Origin of the sequence: Streptomyces sp. NPDC050528 (genome assembly GCF_044457795.1) — a bacterium.
In the GTDB taxonomy this organism is placed as follows: Bacteria; Actinomycetota; Actinomycetes; order Streptomycetales; family Streptomycetaceae; genus Streptomyces.
Genome location: NZ_JBITHH010000007.1, coordinates 305,992 through 323,612 on the forward strand (window position 1 = coordinate 305,992; position 17,621 = coordinate 323,612).

Annotated in this window: 13 protein-coding genes; 11 read left to right on the forward strand and 2 right to left on the reverse strand. The window is 69.7% G+C overall.

Annotated features, from left to right (window positions below):
- Nucleotides 1-377: 377 nt before the first annotated feature.
- The 7 genes from ACIBK4_RS25390 to ACIBK4_RS25420 all read left to right on the forward strand — a co-directional run bounded on the left by ACIBK4_RS25390 (nt 378) and on the right by ACIBK4_RS25420 (nt 12,491).
- The gene (locus tag ACIBK4_RS25390) at nt 378-2,228 is read left to right on the forward strand and encodes a hypothetical protein (RefSeq protein ID WP_398997800.1); all 1,851 of its coding nucleotides are present in this window, start codon (nt 378-380) and stop codon (nt 2,226-2,228) included.
- Entirely contained in the window at nt 2,200-3,264 is a 1,065-nt protein-coding gene (locus ACIBK4_RS25395) for an AAA family ATPase (RefSeq protein ID WP_398997802.1), read from the forward strand. The genes ACIBK4_RS25390 and ACIBK4_RS25395 overlap by 29 nt, the downstream gene beginning before the upstream one ends.
- Nucleotides 3,264-7,571: an FxSxx-COOH system tetratricopeptide repeat protein gene (fxsT, locus tag ACIBK4_RS25400; protein WP_398997804.1), complete on the forward strand. Its 4,308-nt coding sequence runs from the start codon at nt 3,264-3,266 to the stop codon at nt 7,569-7,571. The genes ACIBK4_RS25395 and fxsT overlap by 1 nt, the downstream gene beginning before the upstream one ends.
- Nucleotides 7,572-7,610: 39 nt before the next feature.
- Complete coding sequence (locus tag ACIBK4_RS25405; protein ID WP_398997805.1) at nt 7,611-8,792, forward strand: hypothetical protein; 1,182 nt, start codon at nt 7,611-7,613, stop codon at nt 8,790-8,792.
- A 30-nt stretch (nt 8,793-8,822) separates the two neighbouring features.
- Nucleotides 8,823-9,869 (forward strand): caspase family protein, encoded by a 1,047-nt coding sequence (locus ACIBK4_RS25410; protein WP_398997807.1) that lies wholly within the window; start codon nt 8,823-8,825, stop codon nt 9,867-9,869.
- 353 nt (nt 9,870-10,222) lie between these two features.
- Complete coding sequence (locus ACIBK4_RS25415; protein WP_398997809.1) at nt 10,223-11,875, forward strand: HEXXH motif domain-containing protein; 1,653 nt, start codon at nt 10,223-10,225, stop codon at nt 11,873-11,875.
- A gap of 88 nt (nt 11,876-11,963) precedes the next feature.
- Nucleotides 11,964-12,491 (forward strand): hypothetical protein, encoded by a 528-nt coding sequence (locus tag ACIBK4_RS25420; protein WP_398997811.1) that lies wholly within the window; start codon nt 11,964-11,966, stop codon nt 12,489-12,491.
- Between the two features lie 88 nt (nt 12,492-12,579).
- Here ACIBK4_RS25420 and ACIBK4_RS25425 read toward each other — a convergent pair whose 3' ends face one another.
- Complete coding sequence (locus ACIBK4_RS25425; RefSeq protein ID WP_398997813.1) at nt 12,580-13,266, reverse strand: DUF2848 domain-containing protein; 687 nt, start codon at nt 13,264-13,266, stop codon at nt 12,580-12,582.
- Nucleotides 13,267-13,464: 198 nt separating this feature from the next.
- On the opposite strand from ACIBK4_RS25425, the gene ACIBK4_RS25430 reads away from it, so the two are divergent.
- The 3 genes from ACIBK4_RS25430 to ACIBK4_RS25440 all read left to right on the forward strand — a co-directional run bounded on the left by ACIBK4_RS25430 (nt 13,465) and on the right by ACIBK4_RS25440 (nt 16,142).
- Nucleotides 13,465-14,943 carry an MFS transporter gene (locus ACIBK4_RS25430; protein WP_398997815.1) on the forward strand — a complete coding sequence of 493 codons (1,479 nt, stop codon included), beginning with the start codon at nt 13,465-13,467 and terminating at the stop codon, nt 14,941-14,943.
- Nucleotides 14,944-15,015: 72 nt separating this feature from the next.
- Complete coding sequence (locus tag ACIBK4_RS25435; RefSeq protein ID WP_398997817.1) at nt 15,016-15,807, forward strand: carbon-nitrogen hydrolase family protein; 792 nt, start codon at nt 15,016-15,018, stop codon at nt 15,805-15,807.
- Nucleotides 15,804-16,142, forward strand: a complete 339-nt coding sequence (locus tag ACIBK4_RS25440) for a cupin domain-containing protein (protein WP_398997818.1) — start codon at nt 15,804-15,806, stop codon at nt 16,140-16,142. Before ACIBK4_RS25435 ends, ACIBK4_RS25440 begins: the two co-directional genes overlap by 4 nt.
- A 56-nt stretch (nt 16,143-16,198) precedes the next feature.
- On the opposite strand, the gene ACIBK4_RS25445 is transcribed toward ACIBK4_RS25440, so the two are convergent.
- A complete protein-coding gene (locus tag ACIBK4_RS25445) occupies nt 16,199-16,825 on the reverse strand; it encodes a GntR family transcriptional regulator (RefSeq protein WP_398998277.1) in 627 nt (208 codons plus the stop codon).
- Nucleotides 16,826-17,072: 247 nt separating this feature from the next.
- On the opposite strand from ACIBK4_RS25445, the gene ACIBK4_RS25450 reads away from it, so the two are divergent.
- The gene (locus ACIBK4_RS25450; RefSeq protein WP_398997821.1) at nt 17,073-17,567 is read left to right on the forward strand and encodes a peptidylprolyl isomerase; all 495 of its coding nucleotides are present in this window, start codon (nt 17,073-17,075) and stop codon (nt 17,565-17,567) included.
- Nucleotides 17,568-17,621: the final 54 nt, after the last annotated feature.

A 17,621-nucleotide genomic window follows, 5' to 3' on the forward strand; every position in this document is an offset into this window, starting at 1 on the left:
CGGTCCAGCCCAGTCGTACTGAATTCTCGATCGCGCACCGGCTCCCGCCCAGTTCGCCCTCGTCACCGAGCTCATCCAGGACCTCTCGGTCACAACGCGCGGGCTTGGGCAAGTCCCTCCAGACGCAGCCGAGTTGATCGAGACGGGACCGGTCGCCGAGACGCAGCCCGGCTGTTCCGGGTGAGACCCACAGGACCGCAGCGCAGGACGACGTCAAGGCCACCGCGACGAAGTCAAAGCCCCGGCCCGAAGGACGGGCATCGCCTGGTGGGACGGGCATCAACTCGTCTCAGGATGCAAATCTTACTCAGCGTCAGAACACATGCTAATTTTGAAATGCCGCTCTGATCGGATTGTTGTGTCCGGGGGGAGATCCGATGGCTGACGCGCGGGGGCTTGAGGGCACAGAGCGTGAGGAGTTCGTCGGCGCCATCGTCGAGGAGTTGCTTCACTGCCGTTTCCTCGACGAGAGCACCAGTCGACGGACAGTAGGCGAACACCTGGGCCTCTCCCCCGAGTTGTGGGAGGGAACCCTGCCCGCGTTCAGGGTGGAGGTGGCCCGTCATGTCAGCCTGGATCCCACCGGGCGGGTGTCCACGTTGTGCACCGTGGTCGGCTGGTACGACGAACCGCGACGGGAGTCGCTCTGGCTGCGACTGAGTCCGTTTCTGGCGACGCGGCCGGACGACAGGGCCAATCATCGTCCCCCCTTGCCCGCATCCCCGTTGCCCCGTGACGCCTCCGACCATGGAACACGACCTGTCCGGCTCCCCCGCGGCGGGCCGGGTCACGCCGACAGACCAAAGCTCCCCGGCGTCACGGAACGCAACGCGCCGGCGGCCTCCCCTCCCGCGACGGGACCAGCGTTCCCTCAACTACCCAGCCCGTTCACTGCCGACGAACACCGCCGCGTCCAGCAGTTACTGATGGTCGAGCCGACCGGACCGCAGCAGATGCACACGCTGCGGGACAGCATCGGCTTCGAGCTCGGTTTCCCTGTTCCCGGTGAACCATCGACACTGCTCGAACTCTTCGATGCCCTCGTGGACTTCAACGCTCCCTCCGATCGCATACCGCCGTCGGTCGTCGCCCTCGAATGGATAGGGGTCCAGACCGCCGACAAGACGGGGGCACACCGGTGTCATGAGTGGGCGGAGCGATGGGCCCGCGACCATGACTGTCTGCCGGCCCTGATGCGGCGACGACAGGCACGGGATCAATGGCAGGCCGACCCTCGCGTTCCCCGAGCCCTGCTGATCATGGTCGAGCCGGCGGGAGACGGTAGCGACGACGTGACGGTCCGGTACTGGATCAACGATTTGGCGGGCCACTGGGCTCCTCGCGCGGGGGAGGCGACCGAGACACACATGGACGGACTCGGGGCAGCCGTGGAACGAGCACTCGCGGAGGGAGAGCGGCTGTGGGCGGCCTCGCGAGCGGACCCCGTGGACCAGTTGCCGCCGTTCGTCGAGTTCATCCTGCCCTATCTGCTGCTCAACCATGACGTCGCACGGCTGGAGATCGGGGCGGACGAACCGGGAGCCGCGGCAATCGGACCGCGGTACTGCGTGCACCTGCGAAGTCTCGACCGGTTGCGGCGAGTGCCCCACGATCCGTTCATCGCGAACCGGTGGCGACAGCGGTGGCAGGAACTGCATCAGCACGGCACTCGGCTGCACCACTGGGCCCACGGCGACAAAGTCCCCTTGGATCGCTGGTCGCGGTCACTGACCCACCGGCAGCAAGGTTCCGCACCGTACACGGCACTGGCGCTGGACGCGCCGAGGCAGGGAAGCCAAGCACTGACGGTACTGAAGCGGGCGATCGCCGAGGGATTCGGACTGGCTCTGTGGGACCGTCGCGGCAAGCTGGAACCCCGTAGCCGGGAGACGATCGCGGAGTTGCTGGACGGCACGCGGACCGCCCACGGCGTGCCACGGCGGGTGCAGGAGATGCGGGCACGCGCCGAGGCGGACGTGGACGGAGACGTGTTCCTCGGCCGGCACGTCGCCTGCCTGTGGGACGACCCGGACAGAATCGTCGACTGCCAGCCGGGACAATCCGCGCCGAACGGCCCACCTGGGCTGACCCGCCCACCCGGACCGGGCACTTCACAAGTTCCTGTCCCTTTCGAGAGTCCGCCCGAAACACCAGGTCCTTCCCGAACGCCCCATTCGTCGACCGCCGAGGAGACGCCCCATGACCACCGGCCCGGCCCGCCCCGGTGACGGATGGCGGGTGTTCCACGCCACCGGACAGACTCCCGACCGTGAGCCCGCACCGTTACCGAAGGCGCCGCCTTGGCGCCAGTTCCGAGGCGGTCCGCCGCTTCCGCAGCCCGATCAGTGGGATGCCGGATCCGCTCGACGGCTCGGCGCGAGCAACCAGCTCGCCCAGCTCGGCGAGGCCGAGATCGACGTGGTGAACGCCGCGATCCTGCTGCGGCGTCCCCTGCTGGTGACGGGACCACCGGGCATCGGCAAGTCGACCCTGGCGTATCTCATCGCCCGGGAACTCGGGCTGGGGCGGGTACTTCAGTGGTCCATCGTGAGCCGTTCGACGCTGCGAAGCGGACTGTACGACTACGACGCGATCGGGCGCGCCCAGACGGTGGCGGAGCTCGCGGCCCGCACGAGCGCCGCCGCCACGGCGACGGCGACCGGACAGGCGGAGGACGTCACGCCGCCACGGCCGTCGGTCGGAGAGTTCCTGACCCTCGGTCCGCTCGGCACCGCGCTGTTGCCGTACCGACTACCGCGCATCCTCCTTGTCGACGAGCTCGACAAGGGTGACATCGACCTGCCCAACGACCTGCTGCACGTCCTGGAAAACGGCGCGTTCGACATTCCTGAGCTGGTGCGGACGGGTGAGAACCACGTCGAAGTGCACACGGACGATCCGCAGGGGCGAACCGTGGTGCAGCGCGGGCGGGTGGAATGCGCGGAGTTCCCGATCGTGGTCATGACCAGCAACGGGGAGCGAGAGTTTCCGGCCGCCTTCCGCCGGCGCTGTCTCCCTCTGGAGATGCGGCCGCCGAGCCGGGAGCTGCTGCTGGCGATCGTGGAGGGACATCTGCGGCACCGGCCGGACGGGCTGGAGGAACTCGTGGAGGACTTCGCACTGCGGCTCGGCAACGGCGGCACACACTCCGTCGATCAGCTCCTCAACGCCGCGCAGTTGATCACGCAGAAGGGGTTCCCTCCAGGGTCACGCGGCAAGACGCTGATCGAGACACTGCTGCGTGATCTGTCCAAGGGGCACTAGTGGAACCCCCTGACGGGACCGGCGCCACCCGACCGCAGGCGGCATCCGGCGCACCGGACGCCTCGTCCGGAACACGTCCGGCCTCGTCCGACGCGAAGGCGAACACCGGCGGCGCCGTGCCCACCGAGCGTGATGCCGGGCCCGATGTGCTGTGGACCGAACTCGCCGATGCCGCCTGGCTGGGCGCACTCTGGATCGCGGCAGACCGCCCGTTGCCCGCGTCCGTTTCACCCGCCGAGCCCGTCAGGGGCGACCCTCCCGCCGCGTTCTCGAAAAACCCCCGGCCCACGGAGGCCGTGCCGGGGCGCGCGGACCCGGGTGCCGACACAGCCGACCGGGCAGCCGGCGCCGGATCTTCTGACGTGCCGCCCCAAGTCCGCCCCGATCCGGGCGGCGACATAGAGCTTCCGCTGCCGCCACCACGTCTCCCGCAGTCACCTCGCAGGGCACAGGGCACGTCGGGGACACTGCCACTCGCCCGCGCGCTGCGCCGACTCGCCCGCCGCCGTTCCTCGGCCCATCGGTGGGAACTGGACGAAGAGCTGACGGCGGATCGCTTGCTCGACGGCGCTTCCTGGCTGCCCGTGGTGCGTCCGGTGCTGGAACGAGCACTGGATCTTGTGGTCCTGGTGGACGCCGGAGACACCATGCGGGTGTGGGAGCGGGAATCGCGTGCGCTGTACGAGCAGGCCGCGCTGTCCGGTGCGTTCCGGGACGTGCGCACCGTGTCGTTGTCGCTGCCCTCGGACGGTGCGGCCTCGCTGCTACGGCCGGGCGGTCGCCGGGCATCGCCGGCCGAACTGCTGGACCCACGAGGAGAACGGGCGTTCCTGCTGGTCACGGATGGACTGGGCGAGGGGTGGGCGTCCGCGTCCGCGGACAGGCTGCTGCACCGCCTGGCCGGTAGCGGCCCCTGTGCCATCGTCCATCTGCTGCCGACGCACCTGCGCCACCGCTCCGCGCTGCGTCCGTTCCCCGCGACAGTCGCGGCGACCGGTTTCGGGCGGGCGAACACGACGTTGACGCAGGTCGCGGACGAGGAGCTGGACGACCCTCTGCGGTCGCAGCCGCAGGGTGAAGAAAACGACCAAGTGGTTGTTCCGGTGCTGTCGTTGAAGGCGGCGTCCCTCACGGGCTGGGCCGATCTGGTGGTCGGCGGCGCAGGCTCGGAGCAGCGATGTCAGGTGGTCCTGGCGGGAACGCTCGCGAAGGAGCCCCCCGCTCCGGGACTGCGGTACTGCGCGGGCAGCGCCGAGGCGGCTGTGCGCACCTTCACCTCACTCGCCACCCCCACGGCTCGCCGACTCGCTTCGCAACTGGCAGCCGTACCACTGGCGCTGGACACGATTCAGGCCGTCCAACGTCTGATGCTGCCCGCTTCCGGTCCGGAGCACCTCGCGGAGATCCTGATGGGCGGGCTGCTGGAGTGGCCCGGACGGGACGGTGTCACCGTCGACTTCGCCGACGGGGTGCGTGAGGCGCTGCTCGCCGGCGGGACACGCTCCGAACTCGCCGCGATCGTCTCCTGTCTCGCCGAACTCCCGCCCGGCCGACCGGACCCACGGGCGATCCGGTTGCGCGCCGCTCTGACGGACCCTGATCTGGCACCCCTACCGGATCCGAACAGCACCGACCGGGCCTGGTTGCGGCTCGAACTCGCTGTGCTGGAGGCCCTGTCGGGGGCGCATGCCCGGCGCGCGCGCAGGCTCCGCGAGGCTCTGGAACATCCTGTCCCACCTGCCTCGACACCCTGGCAGCCGGACTCGAAAGGTGGCAGCGCCATGGCTCCTGAACTGCCCCGCCCCGCCGGCGGCCGCCACGGTCCACCGGGCATCAAGGGCCCCATGCCACCGCGCAATGCCCACTTCATCGGTCGCGACGACATGCTCGCGACCGTCGCCGAACAGTTGGAGCACGGCGAGCTCGCGGCGGTCCTGCCGCACGCCCTGCACGGCACAGGCGGTGTCGGCAAGTCGCAGATCGCCATTGAGTACGTCTACCGGCATCAGCAGGAATTCGACGTGGTGTGGTGGATACCCGCCGAGCAGCAGTCGATGGTGCTGTCGTCGTTCGCGGGTCTCGCTCGCGCGTTGGGGCTCACGGTCGGACCGCAGCCGGGCACCGCCGTACCACGGGTCCTGGAGGCCCTCCGGGACGGCGACCGGTACGGACGGTGGCTGCTGATCTTCGACAACGCCGAAGACGTGGACGGCGTACGCCCGTTCATTCCCACGAGTGGCAACGGGAAGGTCATCGTCACCTCACGCAACCGGGCCTGGGTGGGCGTGGCGACTTCTCTGACGGTCGACGTGTTCCGCCGGGAGGAGAGTCGTGACCTGTTGATGCGTCGCTCGCCCACACTGAGCGTGGACGAGGCGGACCGGCTCGCGGCCGCTCTCGGCGATCTTCCACTCGCCATCGAACTGGCCGCCGCCTGGCACGCTGCCTCGCACACCCCCGTCGATCACTACCTCGCACTCCTGGAGCGCCACCGGACCGAACTCGACGCGAGCGGGCTCGTCCACGACTACCCGTCCTCGGTCGCCGCCGCCTGGCGTATCACGCTCGCCTACCTGCAGACCGAATCCCCCGGCGTGTACCAACTCCTCGGAGTATGCGGCTGCCTGGCCGCCGAGCCCGTCCCGTTGAGCATCTTCCGCAGCGGCGGGCGCATCAGCGTCAGCCGTGAACTCGACCCGATCCTGCGCGACCCGATTCGGCTGTCGCGCGCCATCCGTGAGCTGTCGAAGTTCTCTCTCATACGCGTCGACCACCGTCGCGACAGCATCCAGATGCACCGCCTCATGCAGAGCGTCCTGCGTACGACCACCGAGCCCGGCGAGCGCGAGGGGCTGCTCCACACCGCGCACTCCCTGCTCGCGGCCGCGAAGCCGGCGGGCAGCCCCTCGTCACCCGGCCACTGGGACGGCTACCAGGCACTTCTTCCCCACGCCGTGTCGTCGCAGGCGGCCGCGAGCCACGACGGCTGGGTTCGCGACCTCGTCGCGAACCTCGTGTACTACCTCTACTACTGGGGTGACCACGAACAGGCCGTCGACCTCGCCGGGCAGGCGTGGGGGCACTGGAACGAGGACACAGGTGAACCGGACACACTCGTCATCCAGATGGCCAAGCTGTACGCGTTCTGCCAGCGCATCATCGGCGTCGACCGGGACGCGTTCTCCCTCAACGAGCGGGCGCTCGCCGTATCGCGCAGCGCGAGCGTGCCGGAGGAGGAGCTCATCGACTCGATGTGGCAGATGGCCTTCGCCCACCGCTACCGCGGCAACTTCATCGCCGCTCGCTCCCTCGACCAGGAAGCCTTCGAGCGCGCACGCAACCTGTTCGGCCCCGACGACCCGGACACTCTCAAAGCGGCACACAGTTACGGCGTCTCATTGCGGATGTGCGGCGAGTTCCAGACCGCCCGCGCGCTCGACGAGGAGACCGCGCGCCAATGGGAACTGGTCTACGGACACGCGGACGGTTTCACCCTCAACACCAGAAACGGACTGTCGATAGACATCCGCGAGTGCGGCGACTACCCACGCGCTCGCCAGCTCCAGGAGGACGTCCATGCCGCCTACCGGGCCGCGTTCGGGTCCGAGAATCCGGCAACGATCCGGGCGGCACGCGACCTCGCGGTCTGCCGCCGCAGGGACGGGGCGCTGGACGCCGGCTGGGAGCTGAGCGAGCACGTGTTCCAGCTCTTCGTAGAGAAGTGCGGACGGAATCACAGTGACACCCTCGCCGCAGCCGTCAACGTCATGGTGGACCGTCGCATCGGTGGCGAACTCCACCGGTCGCGCGAGATCGGCCAGGACACCGTCGACCGCTATCAGGAAGCCCTCGGCCCCGACCACATGTACACGCTGATCACCCTGGCCAACCTCGCGGCCACCCATCGCGCACTCGGTGAGACCGACCACGCACGTGCCCTCGACGAGATCGCGCTGGCCCGGCTCAACTCCTCCGTCGGCCCCGGCCATCTCAACACTCTGATCGTGACGATGGGACACGCGGCCGACCTGCACCTGGGCGGCGAACACGCACACGCGGTCTCCGTCCAGGAAGCGTTGCTGCCGCAGCTCACCACGGTCTGCGGCACCGACCACCCGGTGACCCTGGCGCTCCACGCCAATCTCGCCACCGATCTGGCCGCCCTCGGTCGGACCGAGCCCGCCCACGACCACACGCGCATCGCCGTCGACGGCCTCGCCCATGTGGTGGGCTCCGGCCACGACTGGCTGCTCTCGGCCCGGGACGAGCGGCGCATCGAATGCGACACCTCACCCATGCCGCTCTGACGGGCGACCGGCCACCGCAGCAGGCGAAGGAGGGACCTCTTGACCACCGTCGTCTTCGTCCATGGGACCGGCGTACGCGAACCCGCTCTGACGGCGCTGATCTCCCGTGTCGACGACGGGCTGCACCGGGCCGCACCTCACGCCCGGCTGGTCGCCTGCGACTGGGGCTCCGCACACGGCGCCACCCTGGCGGCGAACGGCGCCAGCATCCCGACCGACGACGGCCGCCACCGCGGGGGCGACGCCCCGGCGAACACCGCTGCCGAGGCCGACGCCGCCGAATGGGAACTCCTTTACACCGACCCATTCGCCGAACTCCGCCTGATCGGCGCGGGAGCCGCCCCGTCCGGCCCCGTACCACCCCATCGGAGTCCGGCGGATGCGGCGATCCGCCGTAGGCTCACCGATCTGCTCGCCGACTCCGGCGAACTGGAGTCGATGCTCCGGCTCACCGCCACGCCGCACGGCGAACAGGCCGTGCGCGCGCTCCTCGACGCCCCCGAACTCGCTGAAGCAGCGGAGGCAGCCGAAGCCGGCACCCTGGCGGAACTCACTGCGCGCGCACTGGTCGCACACCTCCTGGCCGACGCATCCGACACCGGGGATCCACTGAGTCCGACCGCTGAGAACCGGGACGCCGCCATCGCCGTCCTGACCACCCGCCTCGGCGGCCGTCCCCCAGGCTCCGAGCGGGGGCCGGCCCGGCTCCTCCTCCGAGCGGTGACCCCACTCGCATCCCGAGCGGCCGTCCGCCGCCGATCAGCCATCACCCGCGCGACCCACCCGGCGGCCGGTGACGTCCTTCGTTACCTCGCCCGAGGCGACGCCCATCGCGCCCATCTCGCCGACCTGGTCGGCGCGCAGCCCTCACCCGTCGTCCTGCTGTGCCACAGCCTCGGCGGCATCATCGCCGTCGACACCCTCGTCACGCGCTCCCTCCCCCACGTCACCCTCCTGGTGACCGCCGGTTCGCAGGCCCCTTTCCTCTACGAGACCGGTGCCCTCCCCTCGCTCCGGTACCCGCAGCCGCTGCCGCCCTCGTTCCCCACGTGGCTCAACATCTACGACCCACGCGACCTGCTCGCCTTCGCCGCTCAGCCTCTCTTCCCCGCTCACGCCACCGACCTCCCGCTCTCCAGCGGACAGCCGTTTCCCCACGCGCACAGCGCCTACTGGACCAACCCCGCGCTGTACCAGGCGGTAGGCGGACGCCTGCCATGAGATCGCCCAGCTGACCCGCGTACGAGGAGCATGATGACCAACCCGGCCGCGTCCCCCGACGACGTCCACGCCCTGGTCGTGGGGATCGAGACCTACGCCTTCGGGCCACGCTGGGCCCTTCCGGGACCCGCCGACGATGCCTTGCGCTTCCGTGACTGGCTGCTGGACCGTGGCGTTCCCGATCGCAACATCCGGCTCCATCTCGCCCCGGTTCCGGGCTACGCGCCGGACCTGCCCTACCGCTCATGCGATCGCTGGGCGCTGCGCCGCACGCTCGTCCAGGACCTCCCCACTACCTCTTCGCGGGTGCTCTGGGTGTTCTGGGGCGGCCACGGCTACCTCGACAGTCGGGGCCACCTGTGTCTGCTCACAGCCGACGCCTCCGAACGCGACGCCGTCAACATCGATCTGGACGATGTCCTCGCCTACTACAACAGCACCACGGTTCCCCACCACCCGGAACAGGTCTGGATCGTCGACGCCTGCGCGACATTTCAACAGGAGATGCGGCTCACCGTCGCCCCGCCGACCGAGACCTTGCCGCACGCCGAGCCGGCGGACCGGTCGCGCCAGATCCACTTCCACGCGGCCCGCCGAGGACAACGCGCCCCCAATCTGCCCGCGGACCGCACCGGCCGCTTCTCCAGCCTCGTGCTGAGGCACCTCAGCCTTCGGGACGACGCGATCACGCCCCTCGACACCACCTTCATAGACGCTGTCGAACGCGAAGCGCGCGCAGCGGAGGACGGGCACGCGCCCCACTGGACGCGTCTGCGAGAGCCTGGACGGGACGTCGAGTTCGGCTCACTCGCGAGTCCCGGACGGCCGAGCCCTGCCCCCGGCACGGACCACGCCATCAGCGCCCTCGTCAACGCACTGTGCGGACGCCCTTGGGCCTCGGATCCGGACATCCGCCAGAACCTGGTGGATGCCCTGCCGCGTCAGCTCCGAGAGCACGTTCCGCGCTCGCGGACGTCTCGCTCTGATCTTGTCGGCATCGTGATCCATCTCAGCAGAGTTGACGGCGGCCTCGACGCACTGCGCACGGCGATGAGGATCATCGACGGCTCCGGTTGAGACTTCTCTGACGTTGCGTGACATGGCGTTGTTTTCTGTTAGCCTCACGCGTGACCTGGCCACCATGGCGGGGCCGATGGCGTTTACCGCGAGCGTATGCCCTGCGTCTCGACCGCGGTTCAGGACCAGAGTCGAGGTGAGTTACCGAAGTGCCCCATCTGCCATCGGAACCTGCGGGCCGCTGGGCATCGGACCTGCCCGACATGACGTCCGTGTCGCTGCACAATCTGCTCAGCGCCGCACTCCCGAGGCCCGACGAGCGGCTCCTTGACGAACTTCGACGCCCGCGTGCGAATGCTCTGGGCGGATCGAATCCGGGCCGCGCCGAATAACAGCGCATCATCGGAGCAGACATGAATGCCGACGCTTCGTACCCCAGTCTGGCTCTGTCAAGCGAAGACCTGCACGCTCTCGCGTCCGGCGGGGCCACCCCCACAGCTCTGACCTTTCTTGAGAAAGGCGAGCGAACCCGTCGGCTCCTGCTGCTCAGACAACTCCTCGACGCTCTCGCCGGCCGCCCCGAACTCACGGCCCCCATCGGCCCGTGGACCCACGCCTGGAACCTCCTTGAGCTGGGTGCTCGAACCGCACCCGCAATCGCCGACGAGCTTCTCACCAGTCCGCAGACCGGCACCTGGCTGGCTCACACCCTGCGCCGCCTGCACCGGCAACACACGTGGGCGGACATGTGGACGGACACCGGTCGCCTCTTCGCTCTCGCCGCAACTGCCGCGCTGCGCTGCGGACTCGACGCGGATCTGCCGGTGCCTTTGCGTGAAGGCAGTCTGTCGCTCCCGAGCGTCGGGCTCGTGACGGCACCCGGACAGCACCCCGAGCACAGCGTGGGTCGACTGGTCATCAGCCAGGGCATGTTCACCCTGGCCACGGACCAGGGAACCACGCCCCGCACGTTCCTGACGTCGCCGCCTGCCGCTCACTGGCTCCCCTTGCGGATCCTCACCCCCGGCACCGTCACCCTCGACGACCTCGACCCGTACCGGGACCTCGACGAACCGGTGGCCCCCCAGCCCCTGTCCGCCGGCGAAGCGGCAGGCTGGCAGAGCCTGTACGCCGAAGCACATGCCATCCTCACCGCGGACGCACGGGCCGACTCCGACATCCTCGTCGCCGGAACTGTGGACCCGAACCGAATCCGCACGATCGTCCCGTGGCAGCCCACGGATACGGGCGACAGCGGCACGCACCTCCCACAACTGTCCGCCTCCACTGGTGACGCCTACGCCTCCATGGTCATCTCACGGCCGCCCGACGCCGTCCGGCTCGCCGAGACCCTGGTCCACGAATTCCAGCACAGCAAGCTTGCCGCTCTCCTCCACCATTTCGCCCTGCTCGACGACGACCGGACCGAGTGCTACTACGCCCCTTGGCGCAGTGATCCCCGCCATCTCACCGGGCTCCTGCACGGTGCCTATGCCTTCACCGGAGTCGCCGGTTTCTGGCGGCTTCGCATGCGCGATCCGTGGAGCGACACCGCCGCGCGGGAGTTCGCCGCGTACCACTTCGCCCTGCGCAGACTCCAAGCTCGTCTGGTCGTACGGACGCTGGGCCGGTCGGGCCGGCTGACTCCGCACGGAAGCGCCATCGTCGACGGTCTGGCCCGGACGCTGACGGACTGGCTCCACGAAGAGGTACCTGAGCGCGTTCTCTACCGAGCGCGCACCGCCGCCCGGCTGCACCGCACGGAGTGGCGCCTGCGCAACCTCCGCCCGCTGCCCCATGCTCTCGTGCCCCCGGACAGCTCCTGGCCCGACCCCCGTACCCCTGGCTTTGCTCATGTCTCGGCGAACCCGACGACGGCCGACGAGTTCCTCGCGGCGGGAGACCCCGCTGCCGCCCTCCCGATGTATCGCCGAGCCTCGCTGGACGACCCCTCCGCGCGCGCCGGTGTCATCGTCTCGACCGCTCTCGCCTTCCCCGGTCGCGCGGCAGCCGCAGCACTGGCCCGCCCCGAATCGGCTCACGTCCCCAACCCTGGTGAGCAGTGACCTGACAGTCGGTGATGCTCGCAGCAACAGTCGACGGAAAATGCGGAATCGCGTGTGTCCCGACCATGCTGTGCCGGAAGATCCCCACATGACTCAACATCAAAGCGACCCGACCCCGGCGACCGGCGCGGCCGACTCCTACCTGGCCGGGCTGCGGGAACGGCTCGCCGCAGACGGGACGGTGGTGACCGGGACCACCTGGCAGGACCGGCCGGTGACGATAGGGAGCCGGTCGGATCGTAAGGCGCGCTGGTTCGGTACCAAGGCGGAGCTGTTCGTACTCGCCGCCGCCGTCCCCGAGGTCGACCAGGCCCTGCTGACCGAGTACACCAGGTGGGCCCTGGACTACGCGAAGAACCTGCGGAGCGGGCTGTCCGGCGCCCGTAACGCAGCGATGATTCTGCCCGCGCTCGCGACCGCCACCGCCCAGCCCGCCGCGCGGAAGTGGGCCGCCCAGGACGCCCGGGTCCTCGGAACGTCCCTGATAGGACGGCCCATCACGGTGGAGACGTCGGGTGCGGGAGTCACCCGGGTCACCATGTACCGGGGCAGGAGCATGTACGGCGGGATGTTCACAGGCCACGTCCTGGAGAAGGCGGCCCTGTACTTCCCCTGATCAACGCCACCGCTTCCCTGGCCAGGGCCATCGCTTCTCCCGGCCAACGCCACCACCTCCCCAGGTCGACGGCCCCGCATACTGACCGTCAGCCGATCGGCTCCGGCATCGGCCGGACGTCGTAGGCGAGACCGATCGCGTCGCCGCTCGCCGGGTCGGCCAGTTCGACGCGCCAGCCATCGGCGAACTGGTCGACGCCCGGAGCCATGGGGATGGTCCCGGAGATCAGGACGGTCCCGGGGATCAGCTCGCCGCGCGAGCGCAGGACGTCAACCCAGTAGGCCGGAGTGAGCAGTTCGGCCAGCGTGCCGGTCTGGATCTCGCTCTCCGTGCCGGCGTGGCTGACCCAGGCGCGCAGGGTGAGTTCGTCGAGCCGGGACTCCACGTCGGTCAGGCGCCAGGCGCGGCGCGCGAGGACATCGGGACCGGCGTTCTTGCTCCACGCCACCCCGTGCACCTCCAGGTCACGGTCGGTGTGATCGCACGCGGCCGTCAGCAACAGCTCCCCGCCCTCCGCGACGACCAGCGCCCACTCCGCCTCACCGGACGTGCGCCCGTGCTGGACCGCGACCCGCTCCGTCTGCTGGGCGAGGTACGGCGAGACGGGGTACAGCGCCGGCGTCACCGACGGACCCGGCACGCCCAACTCGGCGAGTTCCGCGACGTGCGCGGCGACATCGTCCTGGCTCCGCCCGGCGTACCCGGCGTTGAGGACCTGGACGACATCGACCTCGCGCGTCGATCCGTCGGGCAGTTCGAAGTTCAGCACGGACATGAGGGCACTCCCAGGGATCGGGGATCAGGGAACAGACAACGGAGAACGGACAACATGGAGAACAGAGACCGGAGAGCCGAGAGCGGGCCCGCAGAACCTGATTTCTCCACGGTTAACTTCCGGCGCAGGGCTTGCGCATACGACCTGTATACAAGAAGTATGCCGGAAGGTCGATGTCCCCGAGCAAGGATGGGCACCATGCACGACACCCCGAAGAGCGACGCCGGCGCCCCGCGGCACGGGCCCGAAGCCCCGCGAAGCGACACCGACGCCGCGCCTGGCGACACCCCGCGAAGCCCCACCGACGGCACCGTCGGCAGCGACTCCACGGCCGCCACGGCCGCCACGGCAAAAGCCTCCGGCGTCCGCCGCGCCTTCATCGCCAGCCTCACCGGCACCGCCCTGGAGTGGTACGACTTCGCCGTCTACTCCGCCGCCGCGGCCCTCGTCTTCGGCGACCTCTTCTTCCCCTCCGAGGACCCGCTCACCGGCACACTCCTCGCGTTCTCCACCTACGCGGTCGGCTACGTCTCCCGCCCCCTCGGCGGCTTCGTCTTCGGCCGCCTCGGAGACGTGATCGGCCGCAAGAAGGTGCTGATCGCCACCCTCGTCCTGATCGGGGTGGCCACTTTCCTGATCGGCCTGCTGCCGGCGTACGGCACGATCGGCGTCGCCGCGCCCATCGCCCTCGTCGTGCTGCGCTTCGCCCAGGGCGTCGGCGTGGGCGGCGAATGGGGCGGCGCCGTGCTGCTGTCCAGCGAGTTCGGCGACTCCCGCCGCCGGGGTTTCTACGCCTCCGCCGCCCAGGTCGGCCCGCCCGCCGGCAACCTGCTCGCCAACGGTGTGCTCGCCGCCCTCGGCGCGCTACTCACCGAGGCGCAGTTCGAGTCATGGGGCTGGCGGGTGGCGTTCCTGTTCTCCGGGGTGCTCGTCGGCTTCGGCCTGTGGATCCGCGCCAAACTGGAGGAGACCCCGGTCTTCAAGGCGATGGAGGCCGAACAGTCCCGCCCCCAGACCCCGATCCGCGAGGTCTTCACCACCCAGCCCCGCGCCCTGACCGCCGCGATCCTGTGCCGGGTCGGACCGGACGTCCTCTACGCGATGTTCACCGTCTTCGTCCTGACGTACGCCACCCAGGAACTCGACATGTCACGCGGCTCCGCCCTCGCCGCCGTCCTCATCGGCTCCTCGGTCCAGGTCTTCCTGATGCCCCTGGCCGGCGCCCTCTCCGACCGCGTCAACCGCCGCCTGCTGTACGGCATTTCGGCGATCGCCGCCGCGGTGTGGCCGTTCGTGTTCTTCCCGATGGCCGCCGGCGGCTCCTGGCTGCCACTCGCCGCCGGAGTCCTCGTAGCCCTGGTGATCCACTGCTGCCTGTACGGCCCGCAGGCCGCGTTCATCGCCGAACAGTTCTCCCCCCGCCTGCGCTACACCGGCTCCTCACTCGCCTACACCCTGGCCGGCATCATCGGCGGCGCCATCGCCCCACTCCTCTTCACCACCCTGCTCAGCGCCTACGACAGCTGGGTCCCGCTGGCCCTCTACATCGCCCTCGCCTCAGCGATCTCCCTGATCGGCGTCCTCCTGGGCCGCAACCCCGAGGCCGCAGTGGACGAGGACGCACAGCTCGCCGCACCAAAACCCCAGGCCACAGCACACCTCCCCCTCCCCCGCTGACCCCATCCACGCAACGCACCCCAACCCATCCGCGCCCAGCCCAGCCCCGCCCCAGACAAGGAGGCACCGCCCATGCGGATCGCCCTCAGCCAGCTCACCACCGGCCCCGATCCCGAAAAGAACCTGCGCGTCATCGAGGAATGGACGCACCGCGCGGCCGACGCCGGAGCGCGCATCGTGGTCTTCCCCGAGGCATCGATGGCCTGCTTCGGCACGCCACTCGCCCCGCTCGCCCAGCCCCTCGACGGCCCCTGGGCCGACGGCATCCGCGAGATCGCCCGCACGACCGGCACGGTGATCGTGACCGGCATGTTCACCCCGGCCGACGAGGGCCGCGTCGCCAACACCCTGCTGGCCACCGGCCCCGGCGTCGAGGAGTCGTACGACAAGATCCATCTCTACGACGCGTTCGGCTTCCGCGAGTCGGAGACCGTTGCCCCGGGTTCCCGCCCCGCCGTGATCGACGTGGACGGTGTCCGGCTGGGCCTGGCCACCTGCTACGACGTCCGCTTCCCCGAACTGTTCCGGGCGCACGCCGACGCGGGGGCGGTGGGCACCCTGCTCGCGGCCTCCTGGGGAGCCGGCCCCGGCAAGCTCGACCAGTGGCAACTGCTGGTGCGGGCCCGCGCGTTGGACGCCACCGTCTGGGTCGCCGCCGTAGGCCAGGCCGATCCCGGCACCGGCCCGGGCCCGGTACCGACCGGCATCGGCCACAGCCTGCTGGTCGGCCCCGACGGAACCGTACGGGCCTCCCTCGGCGCCGACCCCGAGCTACTCGTGACGGACCTGGACGTCGACGAGGTCGCCGCGGTCCGCGAGAAGACATCCGTACTGGCCAACCGGCGGCCCGAGGTATGGCAATGAGCGGACCCGAACTGGAATTCCACCTGCCCGACGGACCCTGGCACACCCCAACCGGCGCCGGACCCGGTGTCCAGGAACGCCTCCTCGCCGAGGACCCCGAAAACGGCCGACGCACCGCGCTCGTCCGCTGGGCGCCGGGCACGGACACCTCGGCCGCGGGCGTGGCCCTGCACGACGTATGGGAGGAGGTCTATCTCGTCGAGGGGGCGATGCACGATCTGACGCTGGACCGCACCTTCACGGCGGGCATGTACGCCTGTCGTCCGCCGGGGATGCCGCACGGGCCGTGGACCACGGCGGACGGCGTGACGATGCTTGTGATCACCTACCCCTGAGCGTTGCCCCTGATGACCGTTAGACCGTTGCCCCTGACCGCCGGCGGAGAGTCGCTTCAGCCGTCGAGGAGGACCTTGAGGGTCGACTGGAGGTGGTGGTCGATGGCCGCGCACGCGGCCCGGGCGTCGCCGGCGGCGAGGGCGTCGACGATGGCCTCGTGTTCGTCGAGCACCGCCTTCTGCCGGCCCTGCTGGTTGAAGACGGCGACCACTCCGGCGCGGACCTGGCGGCTGCGCAAGCCGTCGTAGTGCCGGTCCAGGAGGGTGTTGCCCACGGCCGACACGAGGGACGCGTGGAAGCGGTGGTCCACGGCGATGAACTCGTGGGTCTCCTCGGCGCCGGTGAGCGCGCGCTGCTGTTCGAGCAGGGAGCGGAGTTCCTCCAGGGGCACCCGCTCGGCGGCGACGAGGCGCTCGGCCGCGTATCGCTCGACCATGCCGCGCAGTTCCATCAGCTCGCGGACCTCGCGCCCCGTGAGGGAGGCCACCCGGGCTCCGCGCTTGGGGACGAGCTCGACCAGGTCCTCCGCGGCGAGCATCAGCAGCGCCTCGCGGATGGGGGTGCGGGAAACACCGATACGATCGGCCAGCTCCTGCTCCGACAGGAAGGCCCCCTGCATCTCGGGGTCCGTCAGCACCGTGTCCTTGAGATACGCGTAGGCCTTCTCCCGACCGGACGCCACGGCAACCCCCAGACATCGCATACAGTTTGTATACCGACGCTACCACGTGCGTTCCGGCCCGACAGAGCAGTAAGGCAGCGGCCTGCGGCCCGCCCGGGGAAGCCGGCGCCGACGCACGCGCGCCGCTCTGTGGATAGAGTTCGACGGACTGGACTCCGATCAGAGCCCTTTGACGTAACGGCCTGGTGTTCGGCACACGGTCACGCCAGGCAGAGGGTGCAACACACCGAAAGTGACAGAATTGACCATGAGCAACGTCTACTTCGACATCACCATCGACGGCGCCCCCGCCGGCCGCATCGTCTTCAACCTCTTCGACGATGTCGTCCCGAAGACCGCCCGCAACTTCCGCGAGCTGGCCACCGGGCAGAACGGTTTCGGCTACGCGGGTTCCGGCTTCCACCGCGTCATCCCGCAGTTCATGCTGCAGGGCGGTGACTTCACCAACCACAACGGCACCGGTGGCAAGAGCATCTACGGCGAGAAGTTCGAGGACGAGAACTTCAACCTGAAGCACGACCGCCCGTACCTGCTGTCGATGGCGAACGCCGGCCGCAACACCAACGGCTCGCAGTTCTTCGTCACCACCGTCGTCACCTCGTGGCTCGACGGCAAGCACGTCGTCTTCGGCGAGGCCGTCGAGGGCACCGAGGTCATCGACAAGATCGAGTCCCTGGGCTCGCAGTCGGGCGCCACGAAGGCCAAGATCGAGATCGCCGCGTCCGGCGTCGTCGAGGGCTGAACCAGACCTCACTCGGTCATGACCGCGGGCCCCGGGGACGACGCTTCGTCGCCG

What these genes read in the sequence shown, in the direction of transcription:
- ACIBK4_RS25440 (WP_398997818.1), top strand. Translation starts at nt 15,804, where the DNA reads ATGAGCGGACCCGAACTGGAATTCCACCTGCCCGACGGACCCTGGCAC.
- ACIBK4_RS25435 (WP_398997817.1), top strand. Translation starts at nt 15,016, where the DNA reads ATGCGGATCGCCCTCAGCCAGCTCACCACCGGCCCCGATCCCGAAAAG.
- ACIBK4_RS25410 (WP_398997807.1), top strand. Translation starts at nt 8,823, where the DNA reads ATGATGACCAACCCGGCCGCGTCCCCCGACGACGTCCACGCCCTGGTC.
- ACIBK4_RS25420 (WP_398997811.1), top strand. Translation starts at nt 11,964, where the DNA reads ATGACTCAACATCAAAGCGACCCGACCCCGGCGACCGGCGCGGCCGAC.
- ACIBK4_RS25415 (WP_398997809.1), top strand. Translation starts at nt 10,223, where the DNA reads ATGAATGCCGACGCTTCGTACCCCAGTCTGGCTCTGTCAAGCGAAGAC.
- ACIBK4_RS25395 (WP_398997802.1), top strand. Translation starts at nt 2,200, where the DNA reads ATGACCACCGGCCCGGCCCGCCCCGGTGACGGATGGCGGGTGTTCCAC.
- ACIBK4_RS25425 (WP_398997813.1), bottom strand. Translation starts at nt 13,266, where the DNA reads ATGTCCGTGCTGAACTTCGAACTGCCCGACGGATCGACGCGCGAGGTC.
- ACIBK4_RS25430 (WP_398997815.1), top strand. Translation starts at nt 13,465, where the DNA reads ATGCACGACACCCCGAAGAGCGACGCCGGCGCCCCGCGGCACGGGCCC.
- ACIBK4_RS25390 (WP_398997800.1), top strand. Translation starts at nt 378, where the DNA reads ATGGCTGACGCGCGGGGGCTTGAGGGCACAGAGCGTGAGGAGTTCGTC.
- ACIBK4_RS25450 (WP_398997821.1), top strand. Translation starts at nt 17,073, where the DNA reads ATGAGCAACGTCTACTTCGACATCACCATCGACGGCGCCCCCGCCGGC.